General features: G+C 64.1%; 16 protein-coding genes and 1 tRNA gene. 4 read left to right on the forward strand and 13 right to left on the reverse strand.

Going from position 1 to position 14,582, the window contains the following annotated elements; genetic code table 11:
• Positions 1 to 5: 5 nt before the first annotated feature.
• The 4 genes from ACH2A7_RS00635 to galE all read right to left on the reverse strand — a co-directional run bounded on the left by ACH2A7_RS00635 (position 6) and on the right by galE (position 4,157).
• The gene (locus ACH2A7_RS00635) at positions 6 to 1,367 is read right to left on the reverse strand and encodes an MATE family efflux transporter (RefSeq protein WP_394959026.1); all 1,362 of its coding nucleotides are present in this window, start codon (positions 1,365 to 1,367) and stop codon (positions 6 to 8) included.
• A gap of 29 nt (positions 1,368 to 1,396) precedes the next feature.
• Entirely contained in the window at positions 1,397 to 2,056 is a 660-nt protein-coding gene (locus ACH2A7_RS00640) for a pentapeptide repeat-containing protein (protein ID WP_394959028.1), read from the reverse strand.
• Between the two features lie 95 nt (positions 2,057 to 2,151).
• The gene (locus ACH2A7_RS00645; RefSeq protein ID WP_394959030.1) at positions 2,152 to 3,075 is read right to left on the reverse strand and encodes an NDP-sugar synthase; all 924 of its coding nucleotides are present in this window, start codon (positions 3,073 to 3,075) and stop codon (positions 2,152 to 2,154) included.
• Positions 3,076 to 3,137: 62 nt separating this feature from the next.
• The gene (gene galE / locus ACH2A7_RS00650) at positions 3,138 to 4,157 is read right to left on the reverse strand and encodes a UDP-glucose 4-epimerase GalE (RefSeq protein WP_394959032.1); all 1,020 of its coding nucleotides are present in this window, start codon (positions 4,155 to 4,157) and stop codon (positions 3,138 to 3,140) included.
• A gap of 359 nt (positions 4,158 to 4,516) precedes the next feature.
• Here galE and ACH2A7_RS00655 point away from each other — a divergent pair, with 359 nt between their 5' ends.
• Together ACH2A7_RS00655 and ACH2A7_RS00660 are read left to right on the forward strand one after the other, a co-directional pair.
• Positions 4,517 to 4,897: a metal-dependent transcriptional regulator gene (locus ACH2A7_RS00655; RefSeq protein ID WP_394959034.1), complete on the forward strand. Its 381-nt coding sequence runs from the start codon at positions 4,517 to 4,519 to the stop codon at positions 4,895 to 4,897.
• A 101-nt stretch (positions 4,898 to 4,998) separates the two neighbouring features.
• Positions 4,999 to 5,085 (forward strand) — tRNA-Leu (locus ACH2A7_RS00660).
• A 153-nt stretch (positions 5,086 to 5,238) separates the two neighbouring features.
• Here ACH2A7_RS00660 and ACH2A7_RS00665 read toward each other — a convergent pair.
• Together ACH2A7_RS00665 and ACH2A7_RS00670 are read right to left on the reverse strand one after the other, a co-directional pair.
• A complete protein-coding gene (locus ACH2A7_RS00665) occupies positions 5,239 to 5,661 on the reverse strand; it encodes a DUF2871 family protein (RefSeq protein ID WP_394959307.1) in 423 nt (140 codons plus the stop codon).
• A gap of 24 nt (positions 5,662 to 5,685) precedes the next feature.
• The gene (locus ACH2A7_RS00670; RefSeq protein ID WP_394959036.1) at positions 5,686 to 6,420 is read right to left on the reverse strand and encodes a TraX family protein; all 735 of its coding nucleotides are present in this window, start codon (positions 6,418 to 6,420) and stop codon (positions 5,686 to 5,688) included.
• 106 nt (positions 6,421 to 6,526) lie between these two features.
• On the opposite strand from ACH2A7_RS00670, the gene ACH2A7_RS00675 reads away from it, so the two are divergent.
• Both ACH2A7_RS00675 and ACH2A7_RS00680 read left to right on the forward strand, forming a co-directional pair.
• Positions 6,527 to 6,784, forward strand: a complete 258-nt coding sequence (locus ACH2A7_RS00675) for a permease of phosphate ABC transporter (RefSeq protein WP_394959038.1) — start codon at positions 6,527 to 6,529, stop codon at positions 6,782 to 6,784.
• A 110-nt stretch (positions 6,785 to 6,894) separates the two neighbouring features.
• Positions 6,895 to 7,581, forward strand: a complete 687-nt coding sequence (locus tag ACH2A7_RS00680; RefSeq protein ID WP_394959040.1) for a TIGR00266 family protein — start codon at positions 6,895 to 6,897, stop codon at positions 7,579 to 7,581.
• Between the two features lie 47 nt (positions 7,582 to 7,628).
• On the opposite strand, the gene ACH2A7_RS00685 is transcribed toward ACH2A7_RS00680, so the two are convergent.
• The 7 genes from ACH2A7_RS00685 to glmS form a co-directional block, all read right to left on the reverse strand.
• Complete coding sequence (locus ACH2A7_RS00685) at positions 7,629 to 8,015, reverse strand: hypothetical protein (RefSeq protein WP_394959041.1); 387 nt, start codon at positions 8,013 to 8,015, stop codon at positions 7,629 to 7,631.
• Complete coding sequence (locus ACH2A7_RS00690; protein WP_394959043.1) at positions 8,000 to 8,569, reverse strand: UbiX family flavin prenyltransferase; 570 nt, start codon at positions 8,567 to 8,569, stop codon at positions 8,000 to 8,002. Before ACH2A7_RS00690 ends, ACH2A7_RS00685 begins: the two co-directional genes overlap by 16 nt.
• 4 nt (positions 8,570 to 8,573) lie before the next feature.
• Positions 8,574 to 10,040, reverse strand: a complete 1,467-nt coding sequence (locus ACH2A7_RS00695) for a UbiD family decarboxylase (RefSeq protein WP_394959045.1) — start codon at positions 10,038 to 10,040, stop codon at positions 8,574 to 8,576.
• 29 nt (positions 10,041 to 10,069) lie between these two features.
• Positions 10,070 to 10,834: an MBL fold metallo-hydrolase gene (locus ACH2A7_RS00700; RefSeq protein WP_394959047.1), complete on the reverse strand. Its 765-nt coding sequence runs from the start codon at positions 10,832 to 10,834 to the stop codon at positions 10,070 to 10,072.
• Positions 10,835 to 11,027: 193 nt separating this feature from the next.
• Positions 11,028 to 11,594, reverse strand: a complete 567-nt coding sequence (locus ACH2A7_RS00705) for an acyltransferase family protein (protein ID WP_394959309.1) — start codon at positions 11,592 to 11,594, stop codon at positions 11,028 to 11,030.
• 6 nt (positions 11,595 to 11,600) lie between these two features.
• The gene (locus ACH2A7_RS00710; RefSeq protein ID WP_394959049.1) at positions 11,601 to 12,458 is read right to left on the reverse strand and encodes a DUF3737 family protein; all 858 of its coding nucleotides are present in this window, start codon (positions 12,456 to 12,458) and stop codon (positions 11,601 to 11,603) included.
• Positions 12,459 to 12,686: 228 nt separating this feature from the next.
• Positions 12,687 to 14,525 (reverse strand): glutamine--fructose-6-phosphate transaminase (isomerizing), encoded by a 1,839-nt coding sequence (gene glmS, locus ACH2A7_RS00715; protein WP_394959051.1) that lies wholly within the window; start codon positions 14,523 to 14,525, stop codon positions 12,687 to 12,689.
• Positions 14,526 to 14,582: the final 57 nt, after the last annotated feature.

Raw genomic sequence — 14,582 nt, forward strand, 5'->3', positions numbered from 1 at the left:
TGTTTTTATGGCCGGTCCGTCTGTTTGCGCTGAAGCCGCGCCAGGAAGGCCAGGAAGATGAGGGTGAGGATCACGCCCTTGAAGATGCTGGAGACAGAGATGCTCCACCACACGCCGGAGAGGCCCAGCGCCGTGGCGCTGAGGGCAATGGCGGCGGGGATGCGCAGGCCGGTGAACAGGATGCTCACCACGCTGGAGGGCATGGTGTTGCCGAAGCCTGCGTAGGCACCGCCCACCAGGATCTCCCAGCACATGAACAGCTCGGAATAGCCCAGGATGACCAGATAGTCCACCCCCATGGGCAGCACGTCCGCCTCGGGGATAAAGAACCGGAAGATGGGCGCGGCGCCGAAGATCAGCAGCGCGCTGCACAGAATGCCCCAGACGGTCATCAGGGCGAAGGCGACGCCGAACCCCTGCCGGGCCCGGCGCAGGTTGCCCGCGCCGCAGTTCTGGGCGATGAAGCTGTTCACCGCGGCGGCAAAGCCGTCGGCGGTCATCCAGCTGATCGACTCGATCTGGCTGCCCACCTTCTGCACCGCCACCGCCGCGTCGCCCCAGCCGGCCACCAGCCGGGCGATCACCATGCCGATCAGCGGGAACAGGATGTTCATGGCGGTGGCGGGGCCGCTGACCCGGGCCAGCGCCGCCAGTTCCTCCCGGGCGGCGGGCCGCCGCAGGTGGACGTGGGCGAACAGCGTGTCGTCCTGGGCGGCATAGCGGGCCAGGATCGCAAACACGATGCCCTGAGCGGTCACCGTGGCCACCGCGGCGCCCGCCACGCCCCACCGGGGGAAGGGCCCCACGCCGAAGATCAGCACCGGGTCCAGCACGATGTTGGCCCCCAGCCCCACCGCCATGGCGAAGAAGGGGGTGCGGCTGTTGCCCGTGGCGTTGATGAGCGCCACCAGCACCTGGCTGATGAAGGAAAAGAACATCCCGAAGCCCACGATGATGAGGTAAGCCCGCGCCTGGGCCTCCACCTGGGCGCTGTTCAGGCGGAAAAAGCCGATCAGCGGCCCCGCGCCCGCCAGCATGGCCAGGGTGTAGACCAGCGACATGACGCATCCCATCTGCAGCGCCGCCGCAGCGTAGCGGCCGGCCGCCTCGATGTTCCCCGCGCCGATGCTCTGGGCCACCTTCACCTGGCCGCCCATGCGGGGCAGCACCGCCATCCCGTTGGACAGCCACATGAACATCCCCGCCGCGCCCACGGCGGCCACCGCCTCCGCGCCCACCCGGCCGATCCAGATCATGTCGGTCAGGTTGTAGGCCATCTGCACCAGCTGGCTGCCCATGATGGGCAGCGCCAGCACGGTGAGCGAGCGCAGGATGTTCCCCTGCAAAAGATCCACTTGTCTTGCCATGGTTCCCCCTCTTTGTCCTGTCTCTGTGTTCAGCGCACCGTCACGCCCAGCAGGCGGGCCAGTTCCGCCGCCTGCCGCACGTTCACCGTCGCGCCTTTGAGTTCCGCGGCGGTATCGCTCACCACCACGCCCTCCAGTTCGCTGTCGGTAAAATCCAGCCCGGCCAGCGGCGTTTTAAAAAAGCTGGTGCGAAAAAACCGGTCCCGGGCCACCACAAGGCCCTTGTGCCGCCACTCGGCCAGGCTGGCGGCGGAGAGATCGCATCCCTCGATGCGCACCTGTTCCAGGCTGGCGCCGGTGAAGTTCGCCTCCGCAAAGCTGCACTCCGTCAGTTCCACATGGGCCAGGCGGCTGTCGGGCAGCGAGGCCGCCAGTGCCTTGACCCCCCGCAGCCGGCAGCGCAGGAAATAGACCTCGGCGGCCTGCACCGCGGAAAACTCGCAGTTTTTAAATTCCACATCCGCAAAACTGGCCGCCCGCAGGTCCGCACCGGTGAAGCGGCAGCCCTCGAACACGCACTGTTCAAAGCGCATCTCCCGCAATTGTTCGCCGCACAGGTCCAGCCCGGAAAAACGCCAGCGGGAAACCGGTTCCTGCCGCGCGGCGGACATGGCGATCAACTCTTCGCCCCGCTCCGCCCTTTCCAGCGGTTCCGGCAACGCCGGCGGCAGCAATGCTTTGGCACGCATTGTGTTTCGCCCCTTTTCTTTTTTGCCCGGCAGACAGGCAAAGGGAACGGCCGGCGATGCCGGCCGTTCCCGATTCGTCTGTCTGCCGGGCAGGATCACTTCCACAGCGGGGTGGGATACAGCCCTTCGGCCACCTTCTGCGCCAGGGCGGCCACAACGCCGGGCTTGTCCTCCCGGTAGGTCACGCCGTACCACTTGTCCGCGCTGTGCAGCACGGTCACCTCGGCGCTGCCCTCGGCGAGCATCTGGCCCACCACAGTGGGCAGCAGGAACTCGGCCTTCAGGGGGTTGGGGGCGCTGCTCAGTCCCTGCATGAAGGGCACGAAACGGGTCTTGAGTTCGCCCACGAAGCTGGGATCAAAGCCCCACAGGTTCATGGAGACGGGGGTGTCCACCGGCACATCGGTCCAGGTGGCGCCGTCGTCCTCGGTGAAGTGGATGCCGCCCTCGTAGGTGCCGATCTTGGTGCGCTCCACGATGTTGATCAGATGGCCGCTCTCGCTGACCTGGCACAGGCCGCGGGCCACGGTGCCGTGCTCGGTGACGGTGCTGTCCAGCCGATAGGCCACCATGCCGTACCTGCCCACGCCGCACTCGTCGCCGGCCAGGTAGTCGTAGATGGTCTTGAAGGCGGAGGGGCCGTAGTAATCGTCGGCGTTGATCACCGCGAAGGGAGCGTCCAGCACGTCCCGGGCCGCCAGGATGGCATGGCCGGTGCCCAGGGGTTTCTCGCGGCCCTCGGGCAGGGTGCAGCCGGCGGGCAGGTCCTCCAGCTGCTGATAGGCATAGCGCACCTCCATGAACTTCTCGGCGCGCTGGCCCACGGTCTCCTTGAAGGCCGCCTCGATCTCGTGCTTGATGATGAACACCACGGTCTCGAAGCCGGCGCGCTTGGCGTCGTAGAGCGAGTAGTCCATGATGACCTCGCCGCTGGGGCCCACCGGGTCGATCTGCTTGAGGCCGCCGTAGCGGCTGCCCATGCCGGCAGCCAGTACCACTAAGATAGGTTTCTTGTGCATCGTTTTGCGTCTCCCTTCCTTATTCGCGTCCGACACAGCGGACTTGCGTGTCATTGTTTTGCTCAGCCCTTGTAGCCGTTGGGGTTCATGCTCTGCCACTTCCAGCTGTCGGCGCACATCTCCTCGATGCCGTACTGTGCCACCCAGCCCAATTCGTTCTTCGCCTTGGCAGGATCGGCATAAACGGTGGCGATGTCGCCGGGGCGGCGGGGATCGATCACATAGGGCAGCGTCTTGCCGCAGGCCTTTTCATACGCTTTGATGACCTCCAGCACGCTGTAGCCCTTGCCGGTGCCCAGGTTGCAGATGAACAGGCCGGGCTTCTGCTCCAGCTTTTTGATGGCCGCCACATGGCCCCGGGCCAGGTCCACCACATGAATGTAATCCCGCACGCCGGTGCCGTCCGGGGTGGGATAGTCGTTGCCGAACACATGCACCTTTTCCAGCACGCCCACCGCCACCTTGGCGATGTAGGGCACCAGGTTGTTGGGGATGCCGTTGGGGTCCTCGCCGATCAGGCCGCTCTTGTGAGCGCCGATGGGATTGAAATAGCGCAGCAGTGCCACGTTCATCTCCGGATAGGCCTTGCAGCAGTCGGTGAGGATCCGCTCGTTCATCAGCTTGCTGGTGCCGTAGGGGTTGGTGGTGCCGCCCACGCGGCAGGTCTCGTCGATGGGCACCTTTTCCGGGTCGCCGTAGACGGTGGCCGAGGAGGAGAACACCAGGTTGTTCACACCGTGGCGGCGCATGGCGGCCAGCACGGTGAGGGTGGTGGTCAGGTTGTTGGTATAATATTCGATGGGTTTGCTCACGCTCTCCCCCACCGCCTTGTAGGCGGCGAACTGGATCACCGAGTCGATGTCCGGGTTCTTCGCAAACAGCTGCTCCACCTTTTCCGCGTCGGTCAGGTCGATCTCCTCGAAACGGAAGTCCTTGCCGGAGATCTCCTTGACCCGCCGCACAGCCTCCGGGCAGGAATTGTAGTAGTTGTCGGCCACAACGATATCATAGCCCGCCGCCAGAAGTTCCACGCAGGTATGACTGCCGATGTATCCCGCGCCGCCGCACACTAAAATGCTCATTCTGCTGCTCCTTTCCCTTCCGGGATTTTTTATATTTTAAATATACCCTATGCCCGGGGGAAAAGCAAGAGAAACCAGCCCGTGCGCAGGCCCGTGTTCCGGGAACCGGGCGCTTTTCCGCCTGCTCACCCCGCCAACTGCATTGTAGCACCCCCGCCGGTGGAAGAAAAGCCCTTCCGCTTGAAAATGCAAAAGAAACAGCGGGGGCTGCAAATCGCCCTGCCGGATCTCCGAGTTGCCGCAGCGAGCGGGCGGGACATTCCCTGTGTTCGCTGCCCGGTCCTTGCCAAAGCGCGGCAAATGTGATACCGTTATATAAATCAAAGATGAGCGGCCGCGCCGGAACGGAGGTCTGAACGATGCAGGTCCATGAATCCTCGGAGGATTACCTCGAAGCCATCCTGATGCTGAAGGAGCGCAAGGGCTATGTGCGCTCGGTAGACGTGGCCAACGAACTTGCCTTCACCAAGGCAAGCGTGAGCGTGGCCATGAAAAAGCTGCGGGAAAACGGCTATGTGCAGATGGACGCGGACGGCGGGCTGGCTCTGACCGACGCGGGGCTGGCCATTGCCCGGCGGGTATACCAGCGGCACCGGCTGCTGACCGAATTTTTTGTGCGGCTGGGCGTGGACCCGGAGGTGGCCGCCCGGGACGCCTGCCGGGTGGAGCACGACCTGAGCGAACAGACTTTCGCGAAGCTTGTGGAACACGCGCAAAAAAAGTTTGAAAAAGATGGTTGACAACCACACGCCGCTGTGGTAGAATAGCTATCGTTCCGCACGGGCCAAGCGCCCTGCGCGGGAACCGCGTATTCGCGGCCATGCGCCGCGTTTACATAGATGCGGATGTGGCGGAATTGGCAGACGCGCTAGATTCAGGTTCTAGTGGGGGCAACTCCATATGGGTTCAAGTCCCTTCATCCGCACCAGCAGACCCCGTAAAGCAGATGCTTTGCGGGGTCTTTGCTTTTTCCCGGCGGCCGTTCTCGGCGCTTGCCTGCCCTGTCCGGCCTTCCGCCTCCGGGATCCATTCTGAAAAAAGGCCCGCGGCGCAGAGATCCGCGGGCCTTTTTATTCCCCCGTCAGGGATGGACTGCGGCGGCCACCGCCCGGCGAACCTGCAGCAGCACCAGCACCAATCCCACCCCCAGCAGGATATGACCGATCCCGGCGATGCCGGAGAGCGCGCCGCCGGCAGCCGCGCTGAGGGCGATGCCTCTGATCTGCACCACGCCCCGCGCCGCCAGCATCAACACCGTGAGGTTCAGGCCGACGTGGTAGACCACCAGCACCCGGCCGGTCTTTGGGCCGGCAAAGCCAAAGTTCTTTTCCAGCAAAAGCAGCAGCAGGAAGAACACCGTGCCCAGCAGCAGGTAGTGGGCATGCACCACCGCCAGGGCGGTGCGGCCGGAAAAACCGCTGAATTTAGTGAACTCCCGATAGAACACACCGCCGGCCATCGCCAGCAGGGCGTAGGTCAGCGCAGCATTTGCAAAACGTTTCATCATAAGTATCTCCTCCTTGTTCTTTCAAAAAAGGGTGCGCAGTGCCGCCAGCACCAGCAGGTGCACCGGGTAGAAACCGTAACAGAGCAGCCGTGTCCACCGGCCGTGCAGGCCCTGTCGTCCCCGGTAGAGCCACAGCAGCCCCAGCGCCAGCACCGCGAAATGCTGGATGGGCAGCACCACGGCCACGGGCTCCGCCGTCAGCATCAGCGCCGGCCCCGCGGGCAGCAGAGCGTTCACCAGCACAAGGCCCGCCAGCTGCCCCAGCCGCTGCCGGCCCCCGCCGGAAAACAGGTAAAACACCAGCACCATCCACACGCCGGGGCCGAAGTAGTCCGTCCGGAACACCTCTCCCGCCAGGTATCCGCCCAGCAGCGCCACGCCGGCCAGCGCCGCCCTGCGTTCCCTGCTTGCCGCCGCCCGCGCCCGCTCCAGCAGTTCCATGCAGCCCAGGGCGATGAGAAGGGTCCACAGCACGTTCTGCCCCGACCAGTGGAAAGGCCGGCCGAACACCAGCAGGTCATAGGGGATCTCGCTAAGCAGCGCGCCCAGCGCCAGACGGCGGGCATAGCCGGCGCGGCTGCGGGTGCGGCGAAAGCCCTCCGCCGCGAGAAAGGCGAAGATGGGAAAGGCAAGCCGCCCCACGCAGCGCATCCACAGCGCCTGGGGTGCAAAGGCCAGACCGATGTGGTCGCACAGCATCAGCCCCATCGCCAGCAGGTGCAGGCCGAAGGAACTGATCTCCGGGCATTTCCTCACACGGCGCACCTCCCCTTTTTTCACCGGCAGGTCTTGCCCCGACGGGCAGCGCGGCGTATGATAAAAGTATACCATACGCCTGCAAGTCACAGAAAGGAGACCCAACATGAAAAAACTGTTCGACTGGGCGGACGACTGCATCCGCCAATGGGATTGGAAGAACGTTGCGCTGCTGAAATTCTGTATGCTGGCGCTGGGCGTGCTGCTGGGACTGGCGCTGCCCCGCTGTGCCCGGAGCCGAGCACGGGCGGTGAGCGGCATGGTGTTCCTGCTCACCTGGGTCCCGCTGATGGCAAGCCTTCTGAACGCCGCGCCCTGGTGGGAGGACGTTCTGCCTGACGCCGGGCACGATTCGGCAGAATAGACAACAAACCGACCCGATGCTTGTGCGTCCGGCCCCCTTGACGGAGGCCGGGCGCTGCCTTTATAGTGAAGATGGCACCTTTATCAAATTTCACAAAGGAGGCATGGAGGATGCAATACCAGATCGCGGGCGAACCGCTGCCGGTGGTGACCTGCCAGCTGGCCGCGGGCGAGACGATGATCACCGAGCGGGGCAGCATGAGTTGGATGACCCCCAACATGAGGATGGAGACCACCACCGGCGGAGGCCTGGGCAAGGCCTTTGGCCGGCTGCTGGCGGGCGAGGCGCTGTTCCAGAACCGTTACACCGCCGAGGGAGGGCCGGGCCTGATCGCCTTTGCCTCCAGCTTTCCCGGCAGCATCCGGGCCTTCGAGATCGGCCCGGGGCGCGAACTTGTGGTGCAGAAGAGCGGTTTTTTGGCCAGCGAGGCGGGGGTGGAACTGTCGGTCTTTTTCCAGAAAAAGATCGGTTCCGGCTTCTTCGGCGGCGAGGGTTTCATCATGCAGAAACTCTCGGGCCATGGCATCGCGTTCGCCGAGTTCGACGGATATGTGATGGAGTATGAACTGGCCGCCGGCCAGTCGCTGGTGGTGGACACCGGCTACATCGCCGCCATGGACGCCACCTGTACCATGGACATCGTCACGGTGCAAGGCGTGAAAAACGCCTTTTTCGGGGGCGAGGGGCTGTTCAACACCGTGGTCACCGGGCCGGGGCACATCTGGCTGCAGACCATGCCCATCAGCAGCGTGGCCGCGGTGCTGCGGCCTTTCTTCCCCTCTTCCGGTAACAACTGAACACGCAAAAAGGAGCCGTTCCCCATGGGGAACGGCTCCTTTTTTGTTCAATCCGCCGCTTCGGCCAGTTCCCCGGCCAGCGCGCGGGCGGCGGCGCTCACCTCGCCGATCTGTTCCGGTGTGATGCCGTCCAGATGGAAGCCGCCGGTGCAGACGGTGACCCGGCCGGTGCGGCTCGCCACCGTCTCCGCTATGAGGCGGCAGATGGCCTCGTCCTTGTGGCCGCAGACGTTCAGCACCGAGGCGGTGGCGCTGACGCTGCCATCCCCCAGCAGGGAGGGCCTGGGCTCGGCCAGCACCGTGCAGCCGATGTGGGGCGACTGCCCGCCATACAAAAGGATGTGGCAGCTGCCGTCCAGCACGGCGGCCTCGGCGCAGAGCGCGCCGCAGGCAAGCTGTTTTTGCCGAAGGATCTTCCTCACATTCCCTGCCATCTGCGGTACTCCTTTGCCTCCACGCCGAAGGGCTCCACCAGCTTGGCGGCGATGTGATAGACCATCTCGTCAATGGTCTCCGGTTTATGGTAGAAGGTGAGCATGGGCGGGATGATGCGCACCGTGGGCAGCAGGGCCAGTTCGTGCAGGTTGCGCAGGTGGATGGCGCTCATGGGGGTCTCCCGGGCGGCCAGCACCAGCGGGCGGTGCTCCTTGATGGTCACGTCCGCGGCGCGCAGCAGCAGGTTGTCGGCATAGCCGGCGCAGATGCCCGCCGCCGTCTTCATGCTGCAGGGCACCACCAGCATGCCCGCCGCCGGCCAGGAACCGCTGGCGGGGGGCGCGCCGATCTCCCCCGGCCGATAGACCGCGTCCACCAGCGGGGCAAGCTGTTCGGGGGCCAAGCCCGTCTCCTGGCGCAGCGTCAGGGCGGCGCTGTCGCTCATAATGAGCACGGCCGACCGGCCGGCGGCACGGATCAGCTTCAGGCACTGAATGAGCAGCGGCATGCCGCTGGCGCCGGAGGCGCCCACCACGATGGCGTCACGATCCATATTGTCACTCCTTTACCCAATGGGCGGGATCCACGTCCATGAAGCGGGCGCGGACGAACCGGGCCTTCTGATCGTAGGGCACGGTGCAGTCGAAGATGGTCTTGCAGGCGATGCCGTGGTCCCGGATGGAGGGCGAGCAGGCCGGATCGTTGGATGGGTCCAGCGGATGACAGCGCACCCCGGGAATGGTGATGATGTCGGCGTCGCCCTGGAAGCGGGTGTTCATGGCCCAGAGCACATCGTTCATGTCGAAGCAGTCCACATCCTCGTCCACCAGGAAGATGTGCTTGAGTTCGCTAAAGGCGGAGAAAGCCAGCAGCGCCGCCTGGCGCTGGCGGCCCTCGTCGCTGGGGGAAAGTTTTTTGAACTGCAGAACCGCCATGTATTTGCCGCCGCCGGCGGAGGCGCAGTAGACATTCTGCAGGCGTCCGGGCATGGCCTTGTCCACCATGCCCCAGATGGAGGCCTCGGTGGGGATGCCCGCCATCGACACATGCTCCTCGCTGGGGCCGATGCAGGTCTGCATGATGGGGTCTTTGCGGGTGGTCACCGCGGTGACCTTGATGAGCCAGCAGTCTTTGGAGGCGGGGCCGGTGTAGCCGGGGAACTCGGGCATGGCAAAGCCGGAATGGCTGTTCTGGTCCTCCTGCACCCGCACGCCGGGCACCACCTCGCCCTCGATGACATACTCGGCGTTGGCGATGGCCTTCTCGTTCACGGTCAGGCACTTGCACAGCTGCACCGGCTCGCCCCGCAGCGCGCCGGCCACCGCCAGCTCATCGTAACCCAGGGGGGTGGTGGGCGCCTCGAAGCAGGAGCCGATCTCGATGGCGGGGTCCACGCCGATGCTGATGGAGATGGGCAGCCGCTGCCCCAGCTGCTCCGCCCGCTCGGCCATGGCGCCGATGTGGCGCGCGCCGGGGGTGAAGAAGATGGACAGTTCGTCCCTGCCCTGGATGCACAGCCGGTGGATGGTCACATCGCTGCGGCCGGTGTCCGGATGGGTGGCGTAGCACATGCCCAGGGTGATGTAGGGGCCGGCGTCGTCCGGGGTGTTGGTGGGCGCGGGCACCAGCTTGAACAGGTCAAAATCCGGGTCGGTGGCCCTGTGCACCACCTCCTGACAGGGGGCAGGGCCCTCCGCCAGCACCGGCGGCACGGGGTTGGCAACGCTCTGGTACATCTTTTTGCCCAGTTCACGGGCATCGCAATCCAGCAGGGCCGCCACCCGTTTGCGGCTGGCCAGCAGGCCGATGGCCACCTTGGCGCCGGGATGCCCCTTCACGTTGTTGAAGATCATGGCGGGGCCCTCTTTGGTGGGGCGCATCACCGTTCCGCCCGCGCCCACATGGCGGTAGACGCCGGCCAGTTCGGCCATGGGGTCCACCTCCACGTCGGTCTCGATGAGCTGGCCGGGCAGGGAGCCCAGCAGCGCCAGCGCGATGCGCAGATCGGTCACTTTGTTGTTCATCTCTGAACCGTCCTTTCTTGTTGCAGAATTTATACGATCCTGTTTTTGCAGTAAAACACATTCCCGCATCCGCCGTCCTGCCGCAGCAAACTGTGGGGGCGGCGGGCCTTTGCCAGCACACCCTTGTGCCCCGCGAAGGCACAGGGCACGTCGTCGGTGCGGCCGGCGAGCACGTCGTCGCAGACGCCGATCACCTCGTCGATGATATCCGCCGGCAGACGGCCGGTGCCGTGGGCGTCCAGCACGGTGTCGAACCGGCCTTCCAGCCGGCTGCGCAGCCGCAGGAGGTTCTCCCGGTAAGCCGCCACGGAAAGGCTTTCCGGCCCGCCCAGGAAGGTGAAGCTGCTGCAGGCGTCCCCCACCGCCAGGGTGCGGAGTTCCCGCAGCAGCACCACCATGGAGCCGGGGGTATGGCCGGGGCACTCAAACACGTCCAGATGCACCCCACCCAGGTCAAAACCGGCCCCGTCCCGCAGAGGATGAAAGCGCCTGGGGTCGGCGCACGGGATCATGGGCGGGTCCTGTTCCAGCCGGGGCCGCGCCCCGTGCAGCGCCTCGATGCGGAAAGCCTGCCGGGCGTGCTGGCAAAAGACCGGGATGTCCCGCGGGTCCATCCACACGTCCTCAAACTCCCCCGCCCCCATGGCATGATCCACATGGCCATGGGTGAGCAGCACCACCAGCGGCTTGCCGGTGAGGCTCCGCACCACCTGGCGCAGGCTGCCGAACCCGCCCCCTGTGTCGATCAGGGCGACGCGCTCGCCGCCTTCCACCAGGTACATGAATTCGTGCATCAGCCCTCCGATGCGCACGAGTTGCGGAGAAAGACGCTGTATGCTGAACTGTTCCATAAGACCCTCCCCGCCGGGGCGTTTGTGATGCAGGCAAAGAATTGTGCCGGACAGCCGGAAATCGGGAAGCAGAACGTGCTGCTTCCCGATTTCCGTCCATGCACGGCAACCTTAAATATGGAGGAAGAAGAGAAATTTATTTCTTTTTCAGGATGGTCTTTTCCATCGCGATCTTGGTGATGACGCTCAGCACCATGGTGATGACAACGGTGGGAACGAACACAGTCCAGAAGGAGTAGGTGGTGGCCTCGGTGTTCTTGCCCATCACCCGCAGCACCAGGATGGCCACCGGGTAGTGCAGCATGTACATGTACAGGGAGATGCTGCCCAGATAGGCGAACAGCTTGCTGGTGACGTCGTTGTTCAGCACAGCGGTCAGGCCGTCCTTGTTCATCAGGGACAGGGTGATGATCACGATGCAGAGCAGGGACACGGTCCAGCGGTCCAGGTTGAAGTAGGTGGGCTGGTAGATGGTGTACCACAGGAGCAGGATGCTGCACACGATGTTCACCAGGGTCAGCAGAGCCTTGCCGCCGGCGGTGAAGGTGTGAGCGGAGACCTTCTGCACCAGGTAGTAGATCATGCAGCCGCCCATCATACCAAGCATAACATAAAGCAGGCCGTTGTTAAAGCCCAGCATGGCAGTTCGCAAAAGAGCCGCCGGGGCGCTCCAACAGGAGCGCCCCGGCGGCTCTTTTTTTATCTGTACTCAGGCGCAGCGGCCGGCGGGATGGCCGCCGCAGACGACCTCGCCCCTGGATGCGGGGTCGTCCCGGATGACTTCGCCCACAGCGGGGGCTTCGATGCGGCCCGCCTTCGGGTTTTTGACGCTGTCGATGGGGGTGGTGACGGTGGCCTGCACCTCGCTCTTTTCGAAAGCCAGGTCGGTGTGTTCCATGCGGCAGTTGATCAGCCGCAGGCCCTTGCAGTAGCACAGGGGCTGGGTGCCCCGGATCACACAGTTCTCAAAGGTGAGGTTCCGGCTGTACCAGCCCAGATACTCCCCTTCCACCACGCTGTTTTTCACCATCACGTCGCGGGCGTGCCAGAAGGCATCTTTGGTGGAAAGGCGGCAGTTTTCCAGCACCGCGTCCCGGATGTACTGGAAGGAATATTTCCCGGTGAAGGTCACATTGCGAAAACGCAGCCCGGAGGCGCGCATCATGAAATACTCGCTTTCGGCGGTGCAGTCCTCCATGGTGATCTTTTTCGTGCTCCAGCCGAACTCCGGCGAGCGGATGTCGCAGCCGCGCAGCTCCACATCGGCGCACTCCCGCAGGGCCTTGATGCCGTGCAGAAGGGTGTGTTCCAGCCGGATGCGGCGGGAGTACCACAGGGCGGCGCGGCAGTTCACCGTGAGTTCACAGTTTGTCACCGTGAGGCCCCGGTCGTGCCAAAAGGGATAGCGCAGATTGAAAAAGCTGTTCTCCGCGGCAATGTTCGCGCATTCCTTAAAGGCGCTCTCCCCGTCCGCCGGGCCGTCAAAGCGGCAGCGCTCCACCTTCACGTTTCGCACGCCGTACAGCGCGCGCTCCTCATCAAACGTCTCGTTCTCGATGATCTTCATACCGTTCTCTCCATGTCTGCTTCTCTTTGCGGGTCGTTTCCCGCCATTTTCTTCGTTTTCAGTATACGCCCCTTTTAGGGAAAGCACAAATGCTTATATTTTATGCTCCGCCATAGGCAACAGGCATGGAAAGGCGCAGAAACGCCCCCCGCATGAATGTTTTCAAACAAAGGCAGGGCGCGGCAATTCTGCCGCGCCCTGCCCGAAAAACCATCTTTCCGCGGCGGTTCACTCCACCGTGACGCTCTTGGCCAGGTTGCGGGGTTTATCCACGTCCAGGCCCTTGCCCACCGCCACATAATAACTCAGCAGCTGCAGCGGCACCACCGCCAGCGAAGCGGTGAACAGCGGGTCGGTGCGGGGCACATACACCGCGAAGTCGGCGGTGTCCTCGATGCTGTAATTCCCGTAGCAGGTGAGCCCCATCAGATACGCGCCCCGGCTCTTGCACTCCACCAGGTTGCTCACCGTCTTTTCGTACAGTTCGCCCTGGGTGAGCAGTCCCACCACCAGCGTGCCCTCCTCGATGAGGCTGATGGTGCCGTGCTTGAGTTCGCCGGCGGCGTAGGCCTCCGAGTGGATATAGCTGATCTCCTTGAGTTTGAGGCTGCCCTCCAGGCTGATGGCGTAGTCGATGCCCCGGCCGATGAAAAAGCAGTCCCGCATGGCCACCTGCTTGGAGGCGAACCACTGCAGCCGCTCCTTGTCCTCCAGGATCTTTTCGATCTTGCCGGGCAGTGTTTCCAGTTCCTGCATCAGCTGGGCACAGCGGGCCTCGTCGATCTGCCCCTTTGCCAGGGCAAACCGGATGGCCAGGATATACACGGCCATCAGCTGCGCGCTGTAGGCCTTGGTGGTGGCCACGGCGATCTCCGGCCCGGCCAGGGTGTACATCACGTTGTCCGCCTCGCGGGCAATGGAGGAGCCCACCACGTTCACGATGCCCAGGGTGCGGGCTCCCAGCTGCTTTGCTTCCCGCAGGGCGGCAAGGCTGTCCGCCGTCTCGCCCGACTGGCTGATGACGATCACCAAAGTGCCCTCCTCCAGCAGGGGGCGACGATAGCGGAACTCCGAGGCCAGTTCCACCCGCACCGGCACGCGGGCCAGCTGCTCGAATACATACTGGGCGGTGACCCCCACATGCCAGGCGGAACCGCAGGCCACGATGCACACATGGCGCACCGCCCGCAGATCCTCGTCGGACAGGCCCACGGAGGAGAGATCCGGCGCGCCCTCGCCCGCAAAGGCGTGAAGGGTGTCCGCCAGCGCCTTGGGCTGCTCGTGGATCTCCTTCATCATGAAAAATTCGTAGCCGGACTTCTCGGCCGCCTCCGAATCCCACTTGATCGTGGTGAGGGGCTTTTCGATCTCGTCGCCGTCCAGATTGTAAAAGGTGACGCCGTCCTTGTCCAGCCGGCCGATCTCCATGTTGCCGATGTAGTAGACGCTGCGGGTGAACTTCAGGATGGCCGGCGCGTCGGAGGCCAAAAAGGTCTCCCCCTCCCCCACGCCGATGATCATGGGGCTGTCCTTCCGGGCAACGTAGATCTGGCCGGGGTAGTCCTTGAACATCACCGCCAGCGCATAGGAACCGCGGATGCGCACCATGGCATGATTGATGGCGTCCACCGGGGTGCCTTCGTACTTCTTATAATAGTAGTCGATCAGCTTCACCGCCACCTCGGTGTCGGTGGAAGAATAGAAGCGGTAGCCCTTTTTGGTCAGCTTTTCCCTGAGCTGCTGGTAGTTCTCAATGATGCCGTTGTGCACCGCCACCACGTTCATGTCGTCGCTGCAATGGGGGTGGGCGTTGGTCTCGCTGGGCTCGCCGTGGGTGGCCCACCGGGTGTGGCCGATGCCGCAGGTGCCCGGCAGGGTGAGCCCGCCGTTGATCTTTTCCGACAGCACCTTCAGGCGCCCCTTTGCCTTCACCAGCTGCACCGGGGCGTCGCCGTCCCGCGTGGCCACCCCCGCCGAGTCATAGCCCCGGTACTCCAGTTTCGAAAGCCCCTCCAAAAGAATGGGCGCCGCCTGCCTGGAGCCCGTATATCCTACGATACCGCACATTGGTCTTCGCCTCCTGTTTCCGCGTTTTTCGTGAAAACCGCCCCTGTCCGGCTGCGG

Origin of the sequence: Candidatus Allofournierella merdavium, assembly GCF_944382735.1 — a bacterium.
Classification (GTDB): domain Bacteria; phylum Bacillota; class Clostridia; order Oscillospirales; family Ruminococcaceae; genus Allofournierella_A; species Allofournierella_A merdavium.

Bases quoted from the DNA above. Each gene is read 5' to 3' on its own strand.
- ACH2A7_RS00635 (WP_394959026.1), bottom strand. From the start codon at position 1,367: ATGGCAAGACAAGTGGATCTTTTGCAGGGGAACATCCTGCGCTCGCTC.
- ACH2A7_RS00640 (WP_394959028.1), bottom strand. From the start codon at position 2,056: ATGCGTGCCAAAGCATTGCTGCCGCCGGCGTTGCCGGAACCGCTGGAA.
- ACH2A7_RS00645 (WP_394959030.1), bottom strand. From the start codon at position 3,075: ATGCACAAGAAACCTATCTTAGTGGTACTGGCTGCCGGCATGGGCAGC.
- galE (WP_394959032.1), bottom strand. From the start codon at position 4,157: ATGAGCATTTTAGTGTGCGGCGGCGCGGGATACATCGGCAGTCATACC.
- ACH2A7_RS00655 (WP_394959034.1), top strand. From the start codon at position 4,517: ATGCAGGTCCATGAATCCTCGGAGGATTACCTCGAAGCCATCCTGATG.
- ACH2A7_RS00665 (WP_394959307.1), bottom strand. From the start codon at position 5,661: ATGAAACGTTTTGCAAATGCTGCGCTGACCTACGCCCTGCTGGCGATG.
- ACH2A7_RS00675 (WP_394959038.1), top strand. From the start codon at position 6,527: ATGAAAAAACTGTTCGACTGGGCGGACGACTGCATCCGCCAATGGGAT.
- ACH2A7_RS00680 (WP_394959040.1), top strand. From the start codon at position 6,895: ATGCAATACCAGATCGCGGGCGAACCGCTGCCGGTGGTGACCTGCCAG.
- ACH2A7_RS00685 (WP_394959041.1), bottom strand. From the start codon at position 8,015: ATGGCAGGGAATGTGAGGAAGATCCTTCGGCAAAAACAGCTTGCCTGC.
- ACH2A7_RS00690 (WP_394959043.1), bottom strand. From the start codon at position 8,569: ATGGATCGTGACGCCATCGTGGTGGGCGCCTCCGGCGCCAGCGGCATG.
- ACH2A7_RS00695 (WP_394959045.1), bottom strand. From the start codon at position 10,040: ATGAACAACAAAGTGACCGATCTGCGCATCGCGCTGGCGCTGCTGGGC.
- ACH2A7_RS00700 (WP_394959047.1), bottom strand. From the start codon at position 10,834: ATGCACGAATTCATGTACCTGGTGGAAGGCGGCGAGCGCGTCGCCCTG.
- ACH2A7_RS00710 (WP_394959049.1), bottom strand. From the start codon at position 12,458: ATGAAGATCATCGAGAACGAGACGTTTGATGAGGAGCGCGCGCTGTAC.
- glmS (WP_394959051.1), bottom strand. From the start codon at position 14,525: ATGTGCGGTATCGTAGGATATACGGGCTCCAGGCAGGCGGCGCCCATT.